Source organism: Crateriforma spongiae (genome assembly GCF_012290005.1).
In the GTDB taxonomy this organism is placed as follows: domain Bacteria; phylum Planctomycetota; class Planctomycetia; order Pirellulales; family Pirellulaceae; genus Crateriforma; species Crateriforma spongiae.
The window spans coordinates 113,208-133,503 of record NZ_JAAXMS010000011.1 but is presented as its reverse complement, the minus strand read 5'-3'; the positions used below and the strand labels follow the sequence as shown (position 1 = coordinate 133,503).

Below are 20,296 nucleotides of genomic sequence, written 5' to 3'. Positions count from 1 at the left end.
ATCGGACGGCACTTGCGACGGCCTTGCCCAGCAGCGATAATTGAGTTGTCGGGTCGCGGTAACGCGCCGCGACGGACAACTTCCGAACGATCTTCGGTTCCGCTCTGGTTGGCACCTGGAACCGTTGTCGTCAAACCTAAAACGTAAAGGAGGTGATCAAGTGGATTATTGCTGTACTAGCCAACGGGGTGGTAACCCGTAGCGATGCCGGCGGGCTGATGCCGCGGCACAGCCACCCCACTCGCGATCATCTGCTTCGACTTTGATAAGTCTGGCTGATCAACTGCGAGACAAGCCCGTTTGTTGAGATTTTACCTTGGTCTCGACAAGCGGGTTTTTTTATGGACTGACCCCACTCGCCTTCGCAACGCGTGTTCCCTTCTGCTCATCAGCATCCATGACGGATTTTCTGCCGATCGCCCGCCACGCATTGTCGATGGCACTGTTTTGGGGGATCCCGATCGTTGCCGCGGTCGGGCTGATTGCATACTTCGGATTAGCACGATTGATCGCGTCCAAGTTGCTCGGACGTCGCGTCCTACGATGCACCGAAGAAGAACGTCCCGCCGATCGTGGTTTTGAGCAGACCGCGTTTGAGATTCAGGTTCCTCCGTTTGACGCGGCCGACGGTGACACCGAAACGCCGAAGTGTCGCTTGGACGGTTGGCTGATTCGGCCGCCCGATGCCGGTCCTGACGACCGACCGCCGTGTGTCTTGATGGTGCACGGATTCAGCAGCCACAAGAATTGTTTGTGGACGTTTCCCGATGATCCCGACTATCGCGCATCCTTGTTGCACCAAGGTGCCGATTCGCTGTGTCGTGCCGGATTCGCCGTTGCCGCGATCGACCTGCGGAACCACGGTCAAAGCGACGAAAACGGTCCGGTCACGTTGGGAATCCGTGAATCGTACGATGTCTTGGCGACGCTGCGATACTTGAGAGCCAATGCGGACCGATTCGGGATCGACGGCAGCCACTTGGGTTTGCGCGGCGAAAGCATGGGCGGGGTGACCAGCCTGATCGCGGCCTCCAGAGACGACAGCGGGTTGATCGCAGCGGTGTGGTGCGATTCGACCTTCGCCGATGGTCACCGAGTGGTCGGCGATTTTTTGAACTATGCCAACGTCTGGCGTGGCTTCGCGCCGGCGACGCGACTGTGGCTGAAAACGCTGACCGGGCTGGACGTCAATGACGCCAGCCCGGTTCGTTATGTCGAAAAGATTCGCTGTCCGGTGATGCTGGTTCACAGCACGGGCGACACGATGGTTCCGATCGAACACTTTGACCAGTTAGCTTCGGCCGCCTGGGTAAACCCACCGGAAACTTGGCGTTTGGCGGGCCACCGTCACAACCGTTTATGGAAAGAACCCGATTACCACCAGCGGCAAATCGAGTTCTTTCGGCAACATCTGGGGGCCTGATCGATCGTCGATCCGATGTTTGGCCGCGTCGACAGCGTCAAGTCGTCCGTTTACTGGACGACTGCTGATTCCAATTTGGCGGGAACCGGATTCACTTCGATCGGTGCAAAGTAGTCCATCGCGGTGTCCTCGGTTTCCCCTGACTGATCGTCTTGGGCGGCTTGCGGTTTGCCGGCCGCGACGTGCAATTCGGGGAACCCACCAGCGGCCCATTCTTCGTTGACCACCATGCGGATGGTTCCGTCTTCCGACATGGCCGGCAGTCCGACTTGTTCCGGCGGCGTGTTTTCGCTCAGGTGCAGTTGCTTGCAGCGCAAACGGTGGATCTTGCGATAACACGACTTGCAGACCGTGACGACCGACCAGTCATAAGTGCAGACCTTTTTGGTGTGCGTCTCGGTCACCAATTTGCGAACGGTTCGAATGCGACCACATGGTTTCAGCGGACCGCATTCCCACCAAAACCGGACCGGCGGAATGCAGATGTCTTCGCATTCGACATCACGGCATTCCACATCAACTTCTTCGGTATCCACGGTGACGTGGCACCGCTTGGCTTGGCAGACACAGCAGGTTCCGCATCCTGCCAGTGCGGTGTTGGATAACAATGACGCGGTGGCGACACTGATCAGAAAGGCGACTTTTGAAAACAGGCGTTGAATATTCATGACACTTTCCATTGATTTTGCGATTCAGATTCGGTGGGAAGGCTCCGGTGGATCTGTCCCGGTCCGACGCGATGGCCGGACCCAAGTGATGCACCGGAGCGATGGATCGATGCGATGCGTGTGACGATTAGAAGTCGACCATGTACCGCATCCCCCAGATCATGAAATCGCCGCCGTCGAACGGTGCCGCTGCGGCGTTGTCTTCGATGTTGCCCCAAATCAGGTTGGTCTGGACTTTGCTGTACGCGGTCCAGTGCCAGTTGAAGCCAAGCGTTGCCATGTCGGCGACACCGCCTTGGATGTTGCTGTCGCTCAGGTCCAAGTGGTCGTAACGGGCGGCAACCTGGAAAGCACCCAGTCCCCAACCGCATCCGCCGCGGCAACGATCCACCAGGAAGAAGTTTTCAAACGGCTTGACCCGGTCCAGCACACCGTTGGATCGCTTGTACGGGTTGAATTCACCGGTCAGGAAGTACGACACATAGACGTAGCCGCCGTGGAAAAACAGATCGTCGTCGATGGCGACGTTGTCACGCTGCATCGGCGTCAAGAAGTATTCCCCGGTGATCTGAAGCGAACCGACGTTGAAGATGGATTCGAACGCGACCACTTCGTACCAGTCGGCACCTTCGATGCGTCCGGTGTTCAGCCAACGCTGGGAACTGCGGGCCAGCGGGCGGGTACGGAATCGTCCTTCGTTGTTGTTGTCGTCCAAGTCCGTTTCGCCGTCGCCGTCCGGCTTGGCGACCGCACCGGCCAACCCCAAGTGCCAGTAACCTCGACCGCCGCTGGTTTCGTCATACCATGGCGACGCCCAAATACGAGCGTAACCGCCCATCTGCAACGCATCACCGATGAAACGCCCGGATGTGTTGATGTTTTCCAGGTTGTAGATGCCGTAAGCCCAACCGATGGATTCTTCATCGTTGTGACCGTACATCGCCAAACCGAACCGACGGGCGTCTTCATTGAATGATTCGACGGCCAGAGGACGTTCAGCGAAAACGTTGAAACGGCTACTGTTCAAGTGGTCCAAGCCCAACGGACGCTTTTGGTTGCCCAGGATCAGCCGATTGTTGCCTGGCAATGCGGCCCAACCGATATAGGCATCTTTGATTTCCGGCGTGCTGGGGCGGTTGAAGTCAATCTGCATCCGCCAGAACATGTCGCCGGGCACATCGCCCTTCATTTCCATACGCAATCGGCGGAACGTCCAGCGGTCTTCCGGGTCATGATTCGGGTCACCGTTTTCGATGATGTTGATTCCCGGATCCGTCTCCGCAAAGTTCCAGTTGTCAATGTGGACTCGGCCGTTGATGCTGGTCGACGGCTTCTTCTTGGCCGCGGCTGCTTTTTTATCCAGACCTTCTTGGAAGTCGTCCCAATCGCTTTGCAGAGCTTCCAATTTCTCGGTCAGCTCTTCGATGGTCGCTGCCGTTTCGTCTGCCGCGGCTTCATTCTCCGGTGCATCGAACAGTTCGGGCGATTCGCCCTCCCCGTCGGCCTCGATCAGCGAAGGTTCATCGGCGCGCGGCGCGAAATCGCTGTGCGGTTGTCCCGTTTCGACATCGGACAACACGGGTTGGGCCAGCACGAACTGATCGGCTGACAACGTTGGGGCAAAGCCCAGAATACCTGCCAGCGCAGACGCCAAGGCTGACGCCTTTAGTGAATGATTCATCCTTGAATCCATGATTGCAACGACGTGACTGAATCAACAATCACAATGCACCCGAAGGGCCGTGACCGTTCCGCTTTGTGTTTGAAAAGCCCTCCTGGCCGACAAACACCTGTCTTCGCCGGTTCCATCGCCACAGACGTGGGAACCCGCCTGTTGACAATCTTCGGACCAGACCGACATTTCAAGAAACGGGAACGTTGGGGACTTGATCAATCTTCATATACCTGCGTCCATCGACGCAAATAACCCGTACGATCCGTTCGTGGGGACACAGACGGTCCGCTTGTTAAGACCGATCATTCGCGTGAGCGCAAACGACAAAAGTTGACAATGTCGTTCAAGTTTCAGCGTCACGCCGCTGTGCGACGCGTAGTTTTGCGCTCCGGCTGCGCGGGTTGTGCTGGATTTCCTGGTCGGTCGGGCGCAAGGGTTTCTTTGTCAACACTTCCAAGCGGTCTTCCTGGCGAAACGCGTTCTTGACGATCCGGTCTTCCAGGGAATGAAAGCTGAGCACCAAGATTCGTCCGCCAGGGGCCAGCCAATCCGTGACCTGTTGCATGGTGCGCGTCAGGATGTCCAGTTCCTGATTGACCGCGATCCGCAGCGCCTGAAACGTTCGTGTGGCGGGATGGATGTCGTGATTCTTGGACCGTGGAACGCATCGCCGGCAAATGTCCACCATTTCCGATACCGTGCGAACGGGGCGTTTGGACCTGGCCCGAGCGATGATTTCACGGGCGATGCGGCGGCTGTAACGTTCTTCGCCGAACTGATAGATCGCGTCGGCAATCGCCTTTTCATCGTGACGCAGCAGCCATTGATGCGCGGGGATCCCGCTTTCCGGATCAAAACGCAAATCCAGTTCCCCGTCGCTGTTGAAGCTGAACCCACGATCTCGATCGGCCAGCTGATCACTGGACAAACCCAGGTCCAAGATGATCGCATCCGCGTCCCGAAATCCTGCTGAATCCAACGCGATGGGAGTCGATTCATAGCTTCCCAGATACAGATCAATTCTGGGGTCCAGCGGAATCGATTCGGCACGCTGTGAAACCGCAGGGTCACGATCCAGCGCCACGATCGAAAGCGAATTCCAAGACACGTCAGGCGTGTTGTCACAACAGTCGTCAAAACGCTGCAGGATCAATCGACTGTGCCCTCCACCGCCAAAGGTGCCGTCGACGACCACACGCGGATGGATTTCACAAGCGTATTGCACGATCTCGTCGGGCATCACCGACAGATGGATCGATTGCGCGGTGTTCGGCTGCGGTTCCGATTCAGACGATGTCACGCTTTGGGTTCGTCGCAATGAAGGGCCGATTCCATTTGTTGCCGAACGGTCTTCAGATGCTGAAGATCGCCACCGCCGACTTCCGCTGCCAGCCAGCCGCTGTATCCGATTTCCCGCAGTGCCGCACGAACATCATCCCACGGCAAATCACCTTCGGTGATCGCGGTGAACTTGTCTTCGCTGCGCGAAAAACCTTTGATGTCCAGCTTCATCACTCGGTGGCCCAGCGTCCGAATCCAATCACCGGGTTGGCCGTACTTCCAGTGATTGCCAATATCGAATTGCATTCCGACCAAGGGCGAATCAAACCGGTCGACAAAGTCCGCCATGGCATCAGCGGTTTGATCGTTCGGGCCGTCGTGTTCGTACAAGAATTGGTTCCACACGTTTTCGATCAAGATCTTGACCCCCGAGCGCTCGGCTTCCGGCAACGCGGCTTCGACGGCCGCGACGGCGCGATCCATGACCACATCGGGCGTCCCGTCGGTGCCCCGCCCCGGGACCAACAACATCGTGTCCGCGCCGACGGCAGCCGTATTGCGAATCCCGTCTCGCAGCAAGGACAACGCCTCCGCACGGACATCCGGATCCGGATCGGTGTGCCGTGTTCGCCAGTGATACCCGCCGACGGTTCCGTCGATGATCAAACCGGTTTGCTCGGCTGCGGCGATCGCATCGTCGACATCGATGTTGGTCGTCATCAATTCCACGCCCAAAAAGCCCGCGTCTTTGGCAACCTGGAACTTCTCGGCCAACGTTTCGCCTTCGCGGACCATGCCGATCTTCAGTGTCGTCCAAAGCCAAGCCTCGGTATCAGGCGTGGTTGAACTCTGCTTGGGATCGGTGGCGGCGTCTTGCGCAGATGCTCCCAGCGATTGCACCGCGCCATAGACGGCGGTGCCGGCGGCCAGACTGTGTTGCAGGAAGTGGCGACGTTTCATGTGATCGGTCTCTTGCGGAAAATTCCAGGTGGCAAACGCGGACGCCATGACAGGCATTTTGCCAGTGTACGAAAGACGGCCGCGACAGGTGACCCGTCGCGGCCGTCGAAGAATTTTCAAGCGACCCACCGATCGGCGGGCTTGCCGGGCACTAGAAGTTGAAGTCGGCTCCTACGTACGCACCGTGCAAGAAAACGCTGTCGGTCGCGTGAATCGTGTCGGGGTGACGCGACGTTCCATAGTCTTGTGCGATCTGGCTGGTGCTGGTCGCCACACCGCTTAGCCCCATCACGCGATAGCCGCCGCGAACGGTCCAGGCGTTGGACAGTCGATAGCCCAGTCCCAGATCCAGTTCGCCCAACGTCGCCAGGACGGTGTCTTCGATATTGGTTTCCGCCAAGTCCATGGGATCGCCGAACCGATAAGCCGTGACGTTTTCGGTACCAACGCGGCGATAGGCCTGGGCGTGGTTGCCGTACAAGCCGAACTTGCCGGAGCAGTTCAGGTTCAAGCGATTGGTCAAACAGAACACCAGTCGACCGCCGGCTTGGTAACCGAACAAGTCGTTTTCAACGCACGAGGTGTCATAGATGTCGTCGAATTGGTATCCGGCCGTTCCGTTGATGTTGTAAGCCAGCTGCGTCTTGTCATCGAACTGGAACCAACGGAATCCGTGACTGGAAACGATCTGCAGTCGGCCGTTGCAGGGACGTACCAGCGGGCCCGCCGCACCACCGTACCCGAATCGACCGCCGTAACCGCCGGCGCCCAATCCCAAGAATTTGCGATACCAGTGTGCCGATGCGATGCCGTCGCCACACATCGGTGCGGCACGCTGGGCTCCCATCAAGCCAAAGCAATACAGATTGACTTCCACGCCGTCAAACTGGACATCACGTTGGGCTCGCACATTGGCTGCACCCGATGACCCCCCCGAAGTTCCCGTGATGTGGTTGTAAACCTGTTCCTGACCGCTGCCGAAATCCATGTGGTAATCGTGATACGACTGCATCGCGGGACGAATGAAGTTCGTCGCGGTGATCGCACCGGGGTGCGTGTAAATGAATGTCTCTTGATCGGGATCCAGGTGGAACACACCAACGCCAATGCCCCAGCGTCCACAACCGACGTATCGGCCACCATAAGCTTCGAAGCCGACTGACGAATCGGGATCCACGATGTCGGACCAAACGGCGGGATAGCCGTTGTCGATGCCGTAGACCTTTCGCGTGTTGTCTTCAAAACTAAGGAACAACAGATTGAATCCGCCGAACCATGGGAACAAGGTCGGCCGTGCCGCCACGCCCATCGGGCCACAGGTGTCCGTTCCGCAAGCACCAGCGGCCATCGGCATTCCGGTCGCCGACCAAGGTGCCGCCGCAGCATCGGTGTACGCATTTCCGGAACCCGTGTTGCACGTTTGGCAATCGGATCCTTGCACCGGAGCCTGCATGATGGGAGCCTGCATCACCGGCGCGTCGATCACTGGGCCGCCATTGGGCGATCCCATCACGACGCCTTGATGCGACATGCCGTTTTCATAGGCACCCATGGGCACATACGATTGCGGAACCCCCGCGTGAGAATAGCCCTGCGCGTGCCCGGTGGACGCTTGTGGTTCCGGCGTTGGTGTTGGAATCGGCTCCGGCTTTGCATCGGCATTGCCGTCATCCGAGGCTGCTTTGAACAAGCTCATGAACCCACCGGTCTTCGATCTTGCCGGCTGGGCCGCCGTCGGCTGCGCGGCGTATTGCGGCGCCGAATAGCCGCTCTGGCCTTGATAGGTTTGCGGCGTTTGTGGTTGCGGCGTGGGCTGGAAAGCTTGCGGATTGAAATTGTTCCACTGGCTGGGGCCCGACGGCGTTGCAGTTGGGCCGCCCGGCGGCATGTACCCCGGCGAAATTTGGCCCGGCATCATTGCGTGTGGCGAAGGCTGGCCACCGGGGTATCCCACGGTTTGCGCGGCAACGCCCGTCGGCTTGGCTTGGGGCGATGCACTTCCTTGTGCAGCTGGCGGATACATCGTCGGGCCGCTGGGCGATGCGACCGAACCGGTCGGGGGCAAAACCGTTGCCGCCGCAGCCGGTCCGAACATCGAAAACGGGCCCGATGTTGCCGGCGCGCTGGCGGTTGTGGGTTGCGGATAGCTTTGGCCGGCGGCGGGTTGATTCGCCACGACGGTCGACAGCATTCCCGTACTCAACACGCCGACGCCCAACGTTCTGGTCAGCGGCCGCAAAATGTCTGCCTTCATCGAAACAATCCCTTTATCGTGATTTCCGCCCCGAAGTTGACCCTGGCGGTGCTGATCGATCCCAAACAAGTCGCCGTTGCGCTCGATGCGAATCGGGCGAGCATGAATGCTGCCAGATCCCATGGAACGAAGAACCGGCGAGACCCGCGGATCAACCAAAACCGTCAAATCCGTCTGAACGGTTTCAAACCGGACGACCCAAGGGCTCGTTGCGTACAGATCGACGCAGTGGGGCGTGGACACACTCCGTAAAATCGGAATCTGCGGCAGATCAGGCAGTCCTCAAACGCAGATCACGAATCCTCGGCACATTCGGATCGATCCAAGCTTCCGGCTCAATTGCGACAAGCCCGACAATCGTCAAAGTTTCCCGGGGCCAAAGACAGGTGGCCAGGACCGGGTTGTCACCACGACCGCCGCCAATCCTCAAGCCAGCGGGTTGGTTTGCAAGAAGTCGCGATGATCCAAATACCAGGCGACGGTTTCACGAATGCCTTCCTGAAACGTCACTTCGGGACCCCATCCCAGTTCGCTGCGAATCTTTTCGCCGCGAATCGCGTATCGAAAATCGTGTCCGGGGCGATCGCGGACGAACTCGATCTGATCGACGGACGGTTCAGAACGTCCCAGCACCGTGTCCACCGACTGACAAACGGTTTTGACAATGTCCAAATTGGATCGCTCGCCACCACCACCCACGTCATAGACTTCGCCCGGACGGCCGTGTCGCCAAATCTGTTGCAGCGCACGACAGTGATCGCTGACGTGAATCCAATCGCGAACGTTGGTGCCGTCGCCGTAGACCGGGATCGGCTGTTGTGCGACCGCCTGGCGTATGACCACGGGGATCAACTTTTCGGGAAACTGCCAGGGACCGTAGTTGTTGCCACAGTGCGTGATGATCGTCGGCAACCCGTATGTCTGGTGATACGCACGCACCAAATGATCGGACGCGGCTTTGCTGGCGGAGTATGGCGAATTGGGGCGATACGGCGACGATTCATCGAACGCCCCGTCGTCACCCAGTGAACCGTACACTTCATCGGTGGAAACGTGCACGACACGAAAGACATCGCGCTGGTCGGCAGGCAAGTTTGACCAATACTGCTTGGACGCTTCGACAACCCCGAACGTGCCCTGGACGTTGGTCCGCACAAATTCACCGGGACCCGCGATACTGCGATCGACGTGGGTTTCCGCGGCCAAGTGGATGACCGCGTTGCAATGATGTCGCTTCAACAGATCGGCAACCCGATCCACATCGCAAACATCCGCCTTCACGAAGGTGTAATTCCGGTCACCGGCGACATCCGCGACCGCTTCGGAGTTTCCCGCATACGTCAGCTTGTCCAAGTTCACCACACGACAATCGCCCCGACCGATCAGCTGGTGAACCAAATGGCTGCCGATGAATCCGGCGCCGCCGGTGACCAAAACCGTGTGCATGAATTTGCGATTGATGGAGGATTGGGGATCGAATCGCACCCGGAAAAGATTGCCCCGGCGCCGGACATCGGCACCATCATGATCGCTGTCGCCGAAGGTGTAAATTGAGAGCTTGCGTCGGATTCGGCTATAACGACGCGACTTGAAACCGAGAGTGCCAGTCCTATGCACCCGGTCATTGTCGACCGAAATACAACGAAGAAGCTTCACGGGAATGAAATTGCATCGACAAAATACACGCGTCACGGGTTCAATCCGCTCGGCGGCCACCTTCGCGATGGTTTTGCTGACCGCTTGCGTCGCATCCGCCGAACGTCTGACGCCGGAAAGGTTGTGGGATCTGCAACGCATCGGTGAATCGGCCGTTTCGCCGGATGGTTCACAGTTAGCCTTTCTGGTGACGTCGTACGACCTGGAGAAGAACGAAGGTCGAACCAGCTTGCACTTGACGTCGCTGGACGACAAAGCGGTTGGCAAAGCCGATCGAGTCGCCACGGCGTTCGAGACCCCCTTGGCGAACTTGAAAACACGGGTCCTGATCGCTGACGTGAAAGGACTTAGCAATCTGGCTTGGCTGGATCACACATCGGGCCCCCGACTGTTGTACATCGCCCCCGCAGAAATCGAGGATGCGGACCAGTCGGATGACGACACTAACGATGCCGATGAATCAACGCAGAACGATCAAACGGATGATGAGAACGAAGACGACGAATCATCCTCCGACGAAACGCCGCAGGTATTCATGCTGGACCCGGACGGCGGAGACCCAGTCCAGTTGACTCATGTGGCCAAAGGCGTCGGTAACTTGAAGGCGGCGTCGACCGGAGATCGAATTGCCTTCACCACCGAAGTCAAGTTGGGAACGACAACGAAAGAACAGTATCCCGATTTGCCCAAAGCCGATGCTCGCGTCATCGATGCGTTGATGTATCGTCACTGGGACCACTGGACCGAACCGTCCTACAGCCACGTTCACGTCTGCAGTATCGACGAACAGGGCATTGCATCGGAGCCGGTGGATTTGATGGCATCGCTTCGTGCCAACTGCCCCATGCCACCGTTTGGCGGCAAAGACGAGTTTGCGTTCAGCCCCGACGGCCAAGAAATTGCATTGACGTTGAAGCTGGTCAACAATCCGGCCGAAAGCACCGACAGCAATATCTACATCGTTCCGACCGAGGGTGGACGACTGACCAACATCACACCGGGAATGCCGGGCTATGACCGTAGTCCCGTCTATTCGCCGGACGGTCGCTATCTAGCCTTTCATTCGATGCGCCGCGCGAGTTTTGAATCCGACCGCAATCGGATCATGATCTACAACCGGTCCAGCGGCGACATCCGCGAAGTCACCGTCGGTTTGGACCAAACGGCTCATTCAGCGACGTGGGCATCCGACAGCCGCTCGCTGTTTTTCTACAGCGAAATGCGAGGCACCGACCAAGTCTTTCGGATCGATCTAGAAGGCCAGTTGCAGCAAATTTCCAGCGGGCGTTTCAATCATGCGATCGTCGACACGCTGCCCGGACGCGATGCGGTCTTGGTACGCCAACAAAGCATGCTGCGACCGGTTGAATTAGCTTGGCTGGATACCGAATCCGCCAAGCTGACCACGATCACCGACGTCAACGGATCGATCTTCAAAGATCTGGAACTGCCGACCGTCGAACAACGCTTCTTCAAAGCCAGTGACGGCAAGATGATTCACAACTGGGTCGTCTTGCCGCCCGATTACGATCCCGATTCCGATCGCCAGTGGCCGATGCTGACCTACTGCCAAGGCGGTCCCCAAGGTCAAATCGGTCAATGGTTTTCATACCGCTGGAACTTCCACATGATGGCGTCTCATGGTTACGTCGTCTTGGCGGTCAACCGACGCGGGCTGCCCGGATTCGGACGCGAGTGGAATGATTCCATCAGTGGCGATTGGGGCGGCCAAGCGATGCAAGACATTCTGGCTTCCACCGATGCGATGATGGCGGACCCGACGATTGATCCGAAACGTGTCGCCGCGATCGGCGCCAGCTTCGGTGGCTACACCGTCTACTGGATGATGGGCAACGCGGACGATCGGTTCTGCAGCATGGTGTCCCACTGCGGCGTGTTCAATTTGGAATCGATGTATGGTTCGACGGAAGAATTGTTCTTCGTCAATTGGGACTTGGGCGGACCGTACTGGAAAAGCAAGGAAGTGGCGGAGGCTTACAAGAAGTTCTCACCGCATCAATACGTCGACCGATGGAAAACACCACTATTGATCATACATGGCCAACGGGATTATCGGGTTCCGGTGACCCAGGCGATGGAGGCGTTCACCGCAGCCCAAGTGCAGGGCGTCCCCAGTCGATTCTTGTACTTCCCTGACGAAGGCCACTGGGTTTTGGGGCCGCAGAACGGTGTTTTGTGGGGCACGGTCTTCTTTGACTGGCTGGACAAGTACTGCCAGCCCGGTCAGCAGAACGCTGCTGCCGCGGACGCAAACTAAGCGGCCCAAGGGTTCTCGCTTCCGCACACTGCGGACGTCCTGATTTCGGTCACGCGGAATCGGGGCGTCGGCACGTCAATTTGTCACGGTGGCTTGCCAGCCCAGATCACTTTGGTCCACCTGATGACCCAAAGGATCGCGCAGCCGCGTCCGAGCCACCGGCGACGACCATGTTCGTCTGCGCAAGAGATTCCCGCTTTCCGCCGATGCATCACAAGGACCGTCTGATGACAACCGCAGTGACACGCCGTGGTTTATTGAAAACCGCAGCCGCTTTCGCCGCACCCACCTTCATCCCCGCAACCGCGCTCGGCCGCGATGGCGCGATCCCGCCCAGCGAACGCGTGACCATGGGCTTCATCGGTTGTGGTCGCCAAACCTATTTCAAAAACATTCCACTGTTTGTACGCACAAGGGGCGTGCAGGCGGTCGCCGTTTGTGATGTCGACCGGTGGCGATTGGCCAATGCCATCCCTCAGATCAAATCGCAATACGACAGCGGCAAAGCCAAAGGCACGTTCGCCCAAGTCGATCAATACGAAGACTATCAAGACCTGTTGGCGCGAGACGACATCGACGCGGTCTGCATTGCGACGCCGGATCATTGGCACGCGGAAATGGCGATCGATGCCATGCGGGCCGGCAAGGATGTCGCTTTGGAAAAGCCCATCATCCGCACGATTCGACAAGGCCAAGATTTGGTTCGTGTGGCAAAACAGACCGGACGCATCTTCCGTGTCGACAGTGAGTTCCGCAGCGGTATGCCCGCGCACCGCGCGACGACCCTCGTTCGCAACGGCTACGTGGGCAAAGTCCGCCGCGTCGTCACCAGTGTTCCCGAAACCGATATCCCTTGCCCGCCACAACCGGAGATGCCGATCCCCAAAGAACTGAATTTCCAGCGGTGGCAGGGACCGGCCCCGAAGGTCCCCTACACGACACTGGGGGTCCATCCGCACCAAGATTACTCGCGTCCCGGATGGATGCGCCGCTTGTTGTATTGTGACGGAATGATCACCAACTGGGGCACACATCTGTGCAACGGCGCGATGTGGGCGACCGACACCGAGCGTACCGGTCCGGTGGAGATCAAAGGCACTGGAACCTATCCCGATCGCGAAAGTTTTTGGAACGTTCTTTTGAATTTCCAAGTCGATTTTCGGTTCGCCGACGGTCTGCAATGGGAATACCGCACCGAATCACCTTACCTGTTGATCGAAGGTGATGAAGGTTGGGTGCGTGCCGGTTTTCGAGAGATTGATGCGCATCCAAAATCGCTGCTGACTGTGAAGCCCAAACCGACGGACCAGAGCTTTCGTTTCAAAAGCGAAAAACAAGACTTCATTGATTGTGTCCGCGACCGATCCGAAACGCTTGAGCCTGCGGAGGTTGGCCACCGTGTCACATCGTTGGGGTTACTCGCGCACATTGCGATCCACAGCGGTCGATCGCTTCAGTGGGATCCCGATAAGGAAATCTTCGTCAACGACGACGATGCCAACGCTTACCTGGATCAACCCATTCAACACCGCCCGAACGACGCTTAAGTATCCAATCAAAGCCAGGCAAGTCGCACCGATTTCCCGATAGTCATTCAGGCGTTTCCCGATAGGCGGATTGTCGCTGGCGCAAAGGTTTCACCGTCACCTGTTCTTGCGTGCCCTAGGTTTCATTCGAGACGGATGAAAACCGGCCGCGACAATCCGACACGCTATCGCCGCGAACAGGTTTTTACCCCACACGTCGACGGGGCAAGAAACGACGTGTGGTGTCAGGAACGCCCGCTTTTTCCCGACTCATTGCGAATCACACTGCCTGCGACTGCTAACGATCATTTGTTGCACTGAACCAAACATTGGATAAACCAGGCAGCTTGTCGGACCGCGACAAATCGTCTTCGGTCTTCCAACGGTTCGAACAATCGTGTCATCATGGCACATGAGCGATGTGCAGGGTCAACACGCGACCCATTGTGGATCGATCAAGGTAGGAATACCGCCGACATTTGTGTGCAGCAAAACCCCGTTTTCACATTATTGGTTGTTTTAAGTGCGAAGTGGAATTTTTCCAATACGCAATGCAACAGCCATACACTGCTGTGACAAAATGTCATAACGGAACCGAAGGTTAGCTTTCGTTCCGGTGACTTGAACAAAGTCGATGCAAAATGAACGTTGTCATCTCGGTCCTTGCAATCGTCGTCTTGACCAGCCTGCTGGCCACGTTGTTGGTCGTTGCCGGTCGTTTTCTTCATGTCGAAGAAGATCCCCGTATCGACGAAGTGGAGGACATGTTGCCGCACAGCAATTGTGGGGCCTGTGGTAAACCGGGTTGTCGTGCCTTCGCCGAAGCCTTGGTGGCCGGCGACGCATTGCCCAGCGGATGCACGGTCGGATCACCCGACGATCATGTCAAAATCGCCACCTTCTTGGGCGTGGACGTCGGATCACAACAACGGCGGGTCGCGCGACTTGCCTGTGCCGGTGGAAACAACGTGGCACGTGACCGAGCGCATTATCAGGGAATGGAATCATGTGCCGCTGCGGCACTGGTGGCCGGAGGCGGTAAAGCATGCTTCTGGGGTTGCCTGGGTTTGGCCGATTGTGCCAACGCCTGCGACTTCGACGCGATCACCATGAATCAACACGACTTGCCGGTGGTCAACGAAGACGCCTGCACGGCATGTGGTGATTGTGTGCAAGCGTGTCCTAAGGATTTGTTTTCCTTACAAGTCGAAGCCCAACGCTTATGGGTCGCCTGTTCATCTTTGGCCGAAGGCGACGGAGTCATGGAACAATGCGAAGTCGGCTGCACCGCATGCGGACGATGTGCGATGGATTCTGAAGGTCAAATTGTCATGCGTGACAACTTGCCCGTGATTCAACCATCGGCAAATCCGTTGACCGCCACACCCACCAAACGATGTCCCACCGGCGCGATTGTTTGGATTGACGAGACCGCGGGAATCGTCAAAGGGGACGCCGCCGCGAAAGTCATTCGACAAAGTGAGATTCACGATGCAATCACTTGAACCATCCAGCGGGTAGTTTTTCCTTGGGTCCCATTCCCAATCATTCGACATCCCACATTTCCCACACTTCATCCCATCCTTTGAATTTTCGAATCGGCGAAGGCAGTCATGTCTGATCAAAAGAACCAAGCCGGCACCGTCAAATACCCCGGCATCCGCGTCGCAATGGACGGCAACACGGCGGTCTCGATGTGCGAACGTGAAAGCACCGATGCCGCGGGCGCGTATCCGATCACGCCGTCGACTCAGATGGGTGAAGCCTGGGCCGAAAACGCTGCGAAAGGCTATATCAACATCGCCGGCCGTCCGCTGATATTCATCGAACCCGAAGGCGAACATGCGGCCGCTGCCGTGACCGCCGGTTTGTCGATGACGGGATTGCGGAGCAGCAATTTTTCGTCCGGCCAAGGTATCGCGTACATGCACGAATCGCTGTACGCCGCGGTCGGAAAACGTTTGACCTATGTGTTGAACGTTGGGGCCCGCGCGATGACCAAGTCAACGCTGAACGTGCATGCCGGGCACGACGACTATCACTGCATGGACGACACGGGTTTCTTTCAGTTGTTCGCCAAGGACGGACAATCCGCGGCCGACCTGAACATCATCAGCCACCGGATCGCGGAACTGTCGCTGACCCCCGGTGCGATCGCTCAAGACGGTTTCCTGACGACGCACTTGATTGAATCGATCAAAGTGCCCGAACGTGCCTTGATCGCGGAATACCTGGGGCTTCCCGAAGACATCATTCAAACCCCCACCGCCGCCCAGCGGATCATTTACGGGGAAACGCGTCGTCGTATCCCCGAATTGTGGGACGTGGACAATCCGGTCATGTCGGGCACGGTGCAAAACCAAGACGCGTACATGCAAAGCGTCGCGGCCCAGCGTCCCTACTTCTTTGATCACATTCGCGATCTGTCCGAACGTGCGTTCAAAGAGTTTTACAATCTGACGGGACGGCTGTACGAACGCGTGACAACTTATCGCGCCGAAGACGCCGAATACCTGATCATGGGCCAAGGCAGCATGATCCCCACGGCGGAAGTGGTCGCGGATTATCTACGCGAAACCCGCGGCATTCGGGTCGGCGTGGTCAACCTGTTGATGTTCCGCCCGTTCCCAACGGATTTGGTCGGCAAGATCTTGAAGGGGCGCAAAGGCGTCACAATCCTTGAACGTCTTGACCAACCCCTGGCGGTCGACTTGCCCATCATGCGGGAAGTCCGATCGACGATCAGCCGTTGCATGGAAAATGGTCGCGAACCCGACCGGCCGCCGTTCCCGCAATGCGCGTCATACCAGCACATGAACGATGCCCCGCCCCTGTATTCCGGCTCCTTCGGAATGGGCAGCCGCGACTTGCAACCCGAAGGCATCATCGGCGCCGTCGAGAACATGATCGACAACGGCGCTCGACGAAAGTTTTTCTATCTTTCGATCGACTTCTTGCGCGAAAATCCGGTCAGCCCGAAGCAACGGATTCACCAGGAAGCCATCTTGGATGCGTATCCAGAAATCGGCAATCTGGCGATCCGCGGCTCGGAAAATCCCAATCTGATGCCCAAGGGTGCCGTCACCGTGCGGATGCACAGCGTCGGCGGTTGGGGGGCGATCACGACGGGCAAAAACCTGGCCCTGACATTGTTCGAATTGCTGGGATACCACATCAAAGCGAACCCGAAATACGGTTCGGAAAAGAAGGGTCAGCCAACGACGTTTTTCCTGTCGGCCGCACCGGAACCGATTCGCGTCAACAGCGAATACTTCTATGTCGATTGTGTTCTGTCACCCGATCCGAACGTGTTCGGACACACCAACGCGCTGGCTGGTTTGAAGGAAGGCGGTGTCTTCATCATCCAATCGGACAAGACGTCAACCGACGCGGTCTGGAAAAGCATTCCGGAACCTTACCGCCGTATCATCGTCGACAAGGACATCCAGCTTTATTACTTGGACGCCTTCAAGATTGCCCGCGAAGAGGCGAGTGATCCGGACCTGCAGTTGCGGATGCAAGGCAACGCATTCCAAGGCGCATTCTTTGCCGCCAGCGGTGTCGGCCAAGGCGCCGGGCTGTCCGAAGAACAAATGCTGGAAGCGATCGAAGCACAAATCGAAAAGAAATTCGGTGCCAAAGGTGCGCGGATCGTCAACGAGAACATTCGCGTCGTCAAACGTGGCTTTGTCGAAGTCAAAGCGGTTCCGCATGGCGATGTCGACGTCAACGGCGATGCCAACGGCGCCAAACGCGAACCGGCATTGCCGATCGTGTTGCGTAAAGAACCCAAGGGACGTCAACCGCTGACGGACATCCATCGCTTTTGGGAAGAAACCGGCAACTTTTATGCCCGCGGACAAGGCAACGACGGCATCGCCGATCCGTTCGCCGGTCTGGGCACGATGCCAGCCTTGACGTCGATGTTCCGCGACATGACGGGCATTCGATTTCACCACCCGCAATGGGTCGCGGAAAACTGCACCGCGTGCGGTCGCTGTTACACGGTGTGTCCCGATTCGGCGATTCCCGGGTTGGTCAACGAAGTCACCCAAGTGTTCGACACGATCGTCGCTCGGGTCCGCCAGCACGGAAACGATCTGCAACACCTGGGCGGCGCGGTCCGCGTGGTTGAACAGAACCTGCGTTCGATCTTTGCCGAAGCGGAAGAAAGCGACAACGTCACCGGAATGTTGGACGAAGCGATCGGAAAGACGATCCGCGACAGCAAGCTGGACGGCGAGCAACGCGAAGGCTTGAAGCGAGAACTGCAAATGTTCCGCGACGAACTGGGCGAATTCCAGTTCGCCCTTTCACGGCCGTACTTCACGATGAAGGAAAAGGAAGCGCAGGGCGAAGGCGGTTTGCTAAGCATCACCGTGAACCCGTACACATGCAAAGGCTGTATGGAGTGCGTGGAGGTCTGTGACGACAACGCTTTGGTATCCGTCCCGCAAACGGAAGAATCCATCCAGACGCTGCGTGACAACTGGGATCTGTGGGAAGCATTGCCCAACACGCCGCAGAAGTACGTCCGCGTCGATGACATCGAAGAAGGCGTCGGTGCGTTGGAAACGATCCTGTTGGACAAGGGTAACTACATGGCCTTGGCCAGCGGCGACGGTGCCTGCCTGGGTTGTGGCGAAAAGAGTGTCGTGCACATCTTCACGGCCACGGTCGAAGCCCTGATGCAACCACGCGTCAAGAAACACATGCAGAAGCTGGACGAACTGGTTTCAGCACTGCAAGCGCGAATCAAAGAGAAACTGGTCAGCGAGATCGATCTGGGGAACACCGATTCCTTTGCCCAGATCATCGACGACATCAGCGGCGGCGATCTGACGCTGGCCGGCATCGCCCAACAAGTGGAAAAGCAACGCGGCGGCGATCCGATCGACCAAGATTGGCTACGCCAGGTCACCAAGCTGATCGGCGATTTGAAAGAACTGAAGTGGAAGTACACCGAGGGCGTCACCGGACGCGGACGATCCAACGCGGGCATGTTGAATGCCACCGGATGTTCGTCGGTTTGGGGAAGCACCTATCCGTACAATCCCTATCCGTTCCCGTGGGCCAATCACTTGTTCCAAGACGCCGCATCGATCTCGATGGGTATCTTCGAAGGACACATGGCCAAGATGGCCGACGGCTTCAAGACGATCCGCATGGCGGAAGCCGAATTGGCCGGCAAGCCGATCGATCCGTCCACGCTGACCTACTTCAACTGGGAAGCCTTCACCGACGAAGAATGGCAACTGTGCCCACCGGTGGTCTCCGTCGGCGGCGACGGTGCGATGTACGACATCGGTTTCCAAAACCTGTCGCGTGCTTTGATGTCGGGTAAGCCGATTAAGGTCTTGGTGCTGGACACCCAAGTGTATTCCAACACCGGCGGACAAGCCTGTACGTCCGGGTTCATGGGCCAAATTTCCGATATGGCTCAGTTCGGAAAAGCCACCCAAGGCAAGTCAGAAATTCGCAAGGAAATCGGCTTGATCGGTATGGCCCACCGCACCGCGTACGTCTTGCAAAGCAGCGTGGCCAATCCGAACCACATGATCGAAGGCTTCATCGAAGGCCTGAAGACACGCCGTCCGGCCCTGTTCAACTTGTACACGCCGTGCCAGCCCGAACATGGCATCGGCGACGACATGAGTGCGCATCAAGCCAAGATGGCGGTGGAATCACGTGCCTATCCCATCTTCAAGTACGACCCTGACCAAGGCGTCACACCAGAAGAATGCTTCGACCTGGAAGGCAACCCGTCGATCAAGCAAACCTGGCCGACGTACACGCTGAAGTACCACGAAAACGGTCGCAGCAAGTCGATGGAATTGCCGATGACTTTCGCCGATTTTGCGGCGACCGAGATCCGGTTCCGAAAACACTATCGCGTCGCTCCACCGGAAACGTGGAACGACAATATGATTCTGTTGGCCGACTATTTGGAACTGGACGCCGACGATCGCGAGGGCATGTTCCCCTACATCTGGAGCGTCGACCGCGAAGGCAATTTGATGCGTTTGCTGGTCGCCCAACCCATCGTCGGATCATGCGAAGATCGCCGTGATTTCTGGGCCATGCTGAAATCGATCGCCCGCGTCGGCGAATCGGTGATCGATCGAACCGCGATCGAAGCGGAGGTTCGACAAGAGGTGTCCGGCCGATTGGCACAAGGCATTTTGCAGCTGATCAGTGGCGACGCTTCGGCTGCCGCCCCCGCCATCGACGTTCCGTCCGCAACGCCGACCGCTGCTGCACCGACGAAAGCGGAAAGCAATGGATCGGCCGCCGAATCCAACGGTTCGGGATCCTACATGGCCCCGTGGATCGACAGTGCCCAGTGCACCGCCTGTGACGAATGCGTCAACTTGAACCCGGACATCTTTGTCTACAACGACCAAAAGAAGGCGGTGATCAAAAACCCGCAAGGCGGACCGTACCGCGACTTGGTCAAAGCGGCCGAGCGTTGTACCGCCCAGGTGATTCATCCCGGATTGCCCAAGGATCGGTCGGAAAAGGACATCGATAAATGGATCGCTCGCGGCGAGAAGTACAACGGATGAGAACGGTCG

11 protein-coding genes are annotated in these 20,296 nt (G+C 57.7%); 5 read left to right on the top strand and 6 right to left on the bottom strand.

Annotated elements, in window-relative coordinates; translation table 11 throughout:
* Positions 1-397 precede the first annotated feature (397 nt).
* A complete protein-coding gene (locus tag HFP54_RS23425) occupies positions 398-1,423 on the top strand; it encodes an alpha/beta hydrolase family protein (protein WP_168567010.1) in 1,026 nt (341 codons plus the stop codon).
* Between the two features lie 50 nt (positions 1,424-1,473).
* On the opposite strand, the gene HFP54_RS23420 is transcribed toward HFP54_RS23425, so the two are convergent.
* From HFP54_RS23420 to rfbB, 6 genes are all read right to left on the bottom strand, one after another.
* The gene (locus HFP54_RS23420; protein WP_168567009.1) at positions 1,474-2,091 is read right to left on the bottom strand and encodes a hypothetical protein; all 618 of its coding nucleotides are present in this window, start codon (positions 2,089-2,091) and stop codon (positions 1,474-1,476) included.
* A gap of 127 nt (positions 2,092-2,218) precedes the next feature.
* Positions 2,219-3,772, bottom strand: a complete 1,554-nt coding sequence (locus tag HFP54_RS23415) for an OprO/OprP family phosphate-selective porin (protein WP_235952257.1) — start codon at positions 3,770-3,772, stop codon at positions 2,219-2,221.
* Between the two features lie 337 nt (positions 3,773-4,109).
* Positions 4,110-5,006 carry a 16S rRNA (cytosine(1402)-N(4))-methyltransferase RsmH gene (gene rsmH / locus HFP54_RS23410; protein ID WP_168567039.1) on the bottom strand — a complete coding sequence of 299 codons (897 nt, stop codon included), beginning with the start codon at positions 5,004-5,006 and terminating at the stop codon, positions 4,110-4,112.
* Between the two features lie 56 nt (positions 5,007-5,062).
* Positions 5,063-6,007, bottom strand: coding sequence for a sugar phosphate isomerase/epimerase family protein (locus HFP54_RS23405; RefSeq protein ID WP_168567007.1), 945 nt, complete (start codon positions 6,005-6,007; stop codon positions 5,063-5,065).
* 151 nt (positions 6,008-6,158) lie between these two features.
* Positions 6,159-8,261 carry a BBP7 family outer membrane beta-barrel protein gene (locus tag HFP54_RS23400; protein ID WP_168567006.1) on the bottom strand — a complete coding sequence of 701 codons (2,103 nt, stop codon included), beginning with the start codon at positions 8,259-8,261 and terminating at the stop codon, positions 6,159-6,161.
* A 426-nt stretch (positions 8,262-8,687) separates the two neighbouring features.
* Entirely contained in the window at positions 8,688-9,707 is a 1,020-nt protein-coding gene (rfbB, locus tag HFP54_RS23395) for a dTDP-glucose 4,6-dehydratase (RefSeq protein WP_168567005.1), read from the bottom strand.
* 214 nt (positions 9,708-9,921) lie between these two features.
* Between rfbB and HFP54_RS23390 the strand changes: the two genes are divergently transcribed.
* From HFP54_RS23390 to HFP54_RS23375, 4 genes are all read left to right on the top strand, one after another.
* On the top strand, positions 9,922-12,195 hold the full coding sequence (locus tag HFP54_RS23390) for an alpha/beta hydrolase family protein (protein WP_168567004.1): 2,274 nt from the start codon (positions 9,922-9,924) through the stop codon (positions 12,193-12,195).
* A 227-nt stretch (positions 12,196-12,422) separates the two neighbouring features.
* Positions 12,423-13,742, top strand: coding sequence for a Gfo/Idh/MocA family protein (locus tag HFP54_RS23385; protein ID WP_168567003.1), 1,320 nt, complete (start codon positions 12,423-12,425; stop codon positions 13,740-13,742).
* Between the two features lie 620 nt (positions 13,743-14,362).
* Positions 14,363-15,226 carry an RnfABCDGE type electron transport complex subunit B gene (locus HFP54_RS23380; RefSeq protein WP_168567002.1) on the top strand — a complete coding sequence of 288 codons (864 nt, stop codon included), beginning with the start codon at positions 14,363-14,365 and terminating at the stop codon, positions 15,224-15,226.
* Between the two features lie 108 nt (positions 15,227-15,334).
* On the top strand, positions 15,335-20,287 hold the full coding sequence (locus tag HFP54_RS23375) for a 2-oxoacid:acceptor oxidoreductase family protein (protein ID WP_206036362.1): 4,953 nt from the start codon (positions 15,335-15,337) through the stop codon (positions 20,285-20,287).
* Positions 20,288-20,296 lie beyond the last annotated feature (9 nt).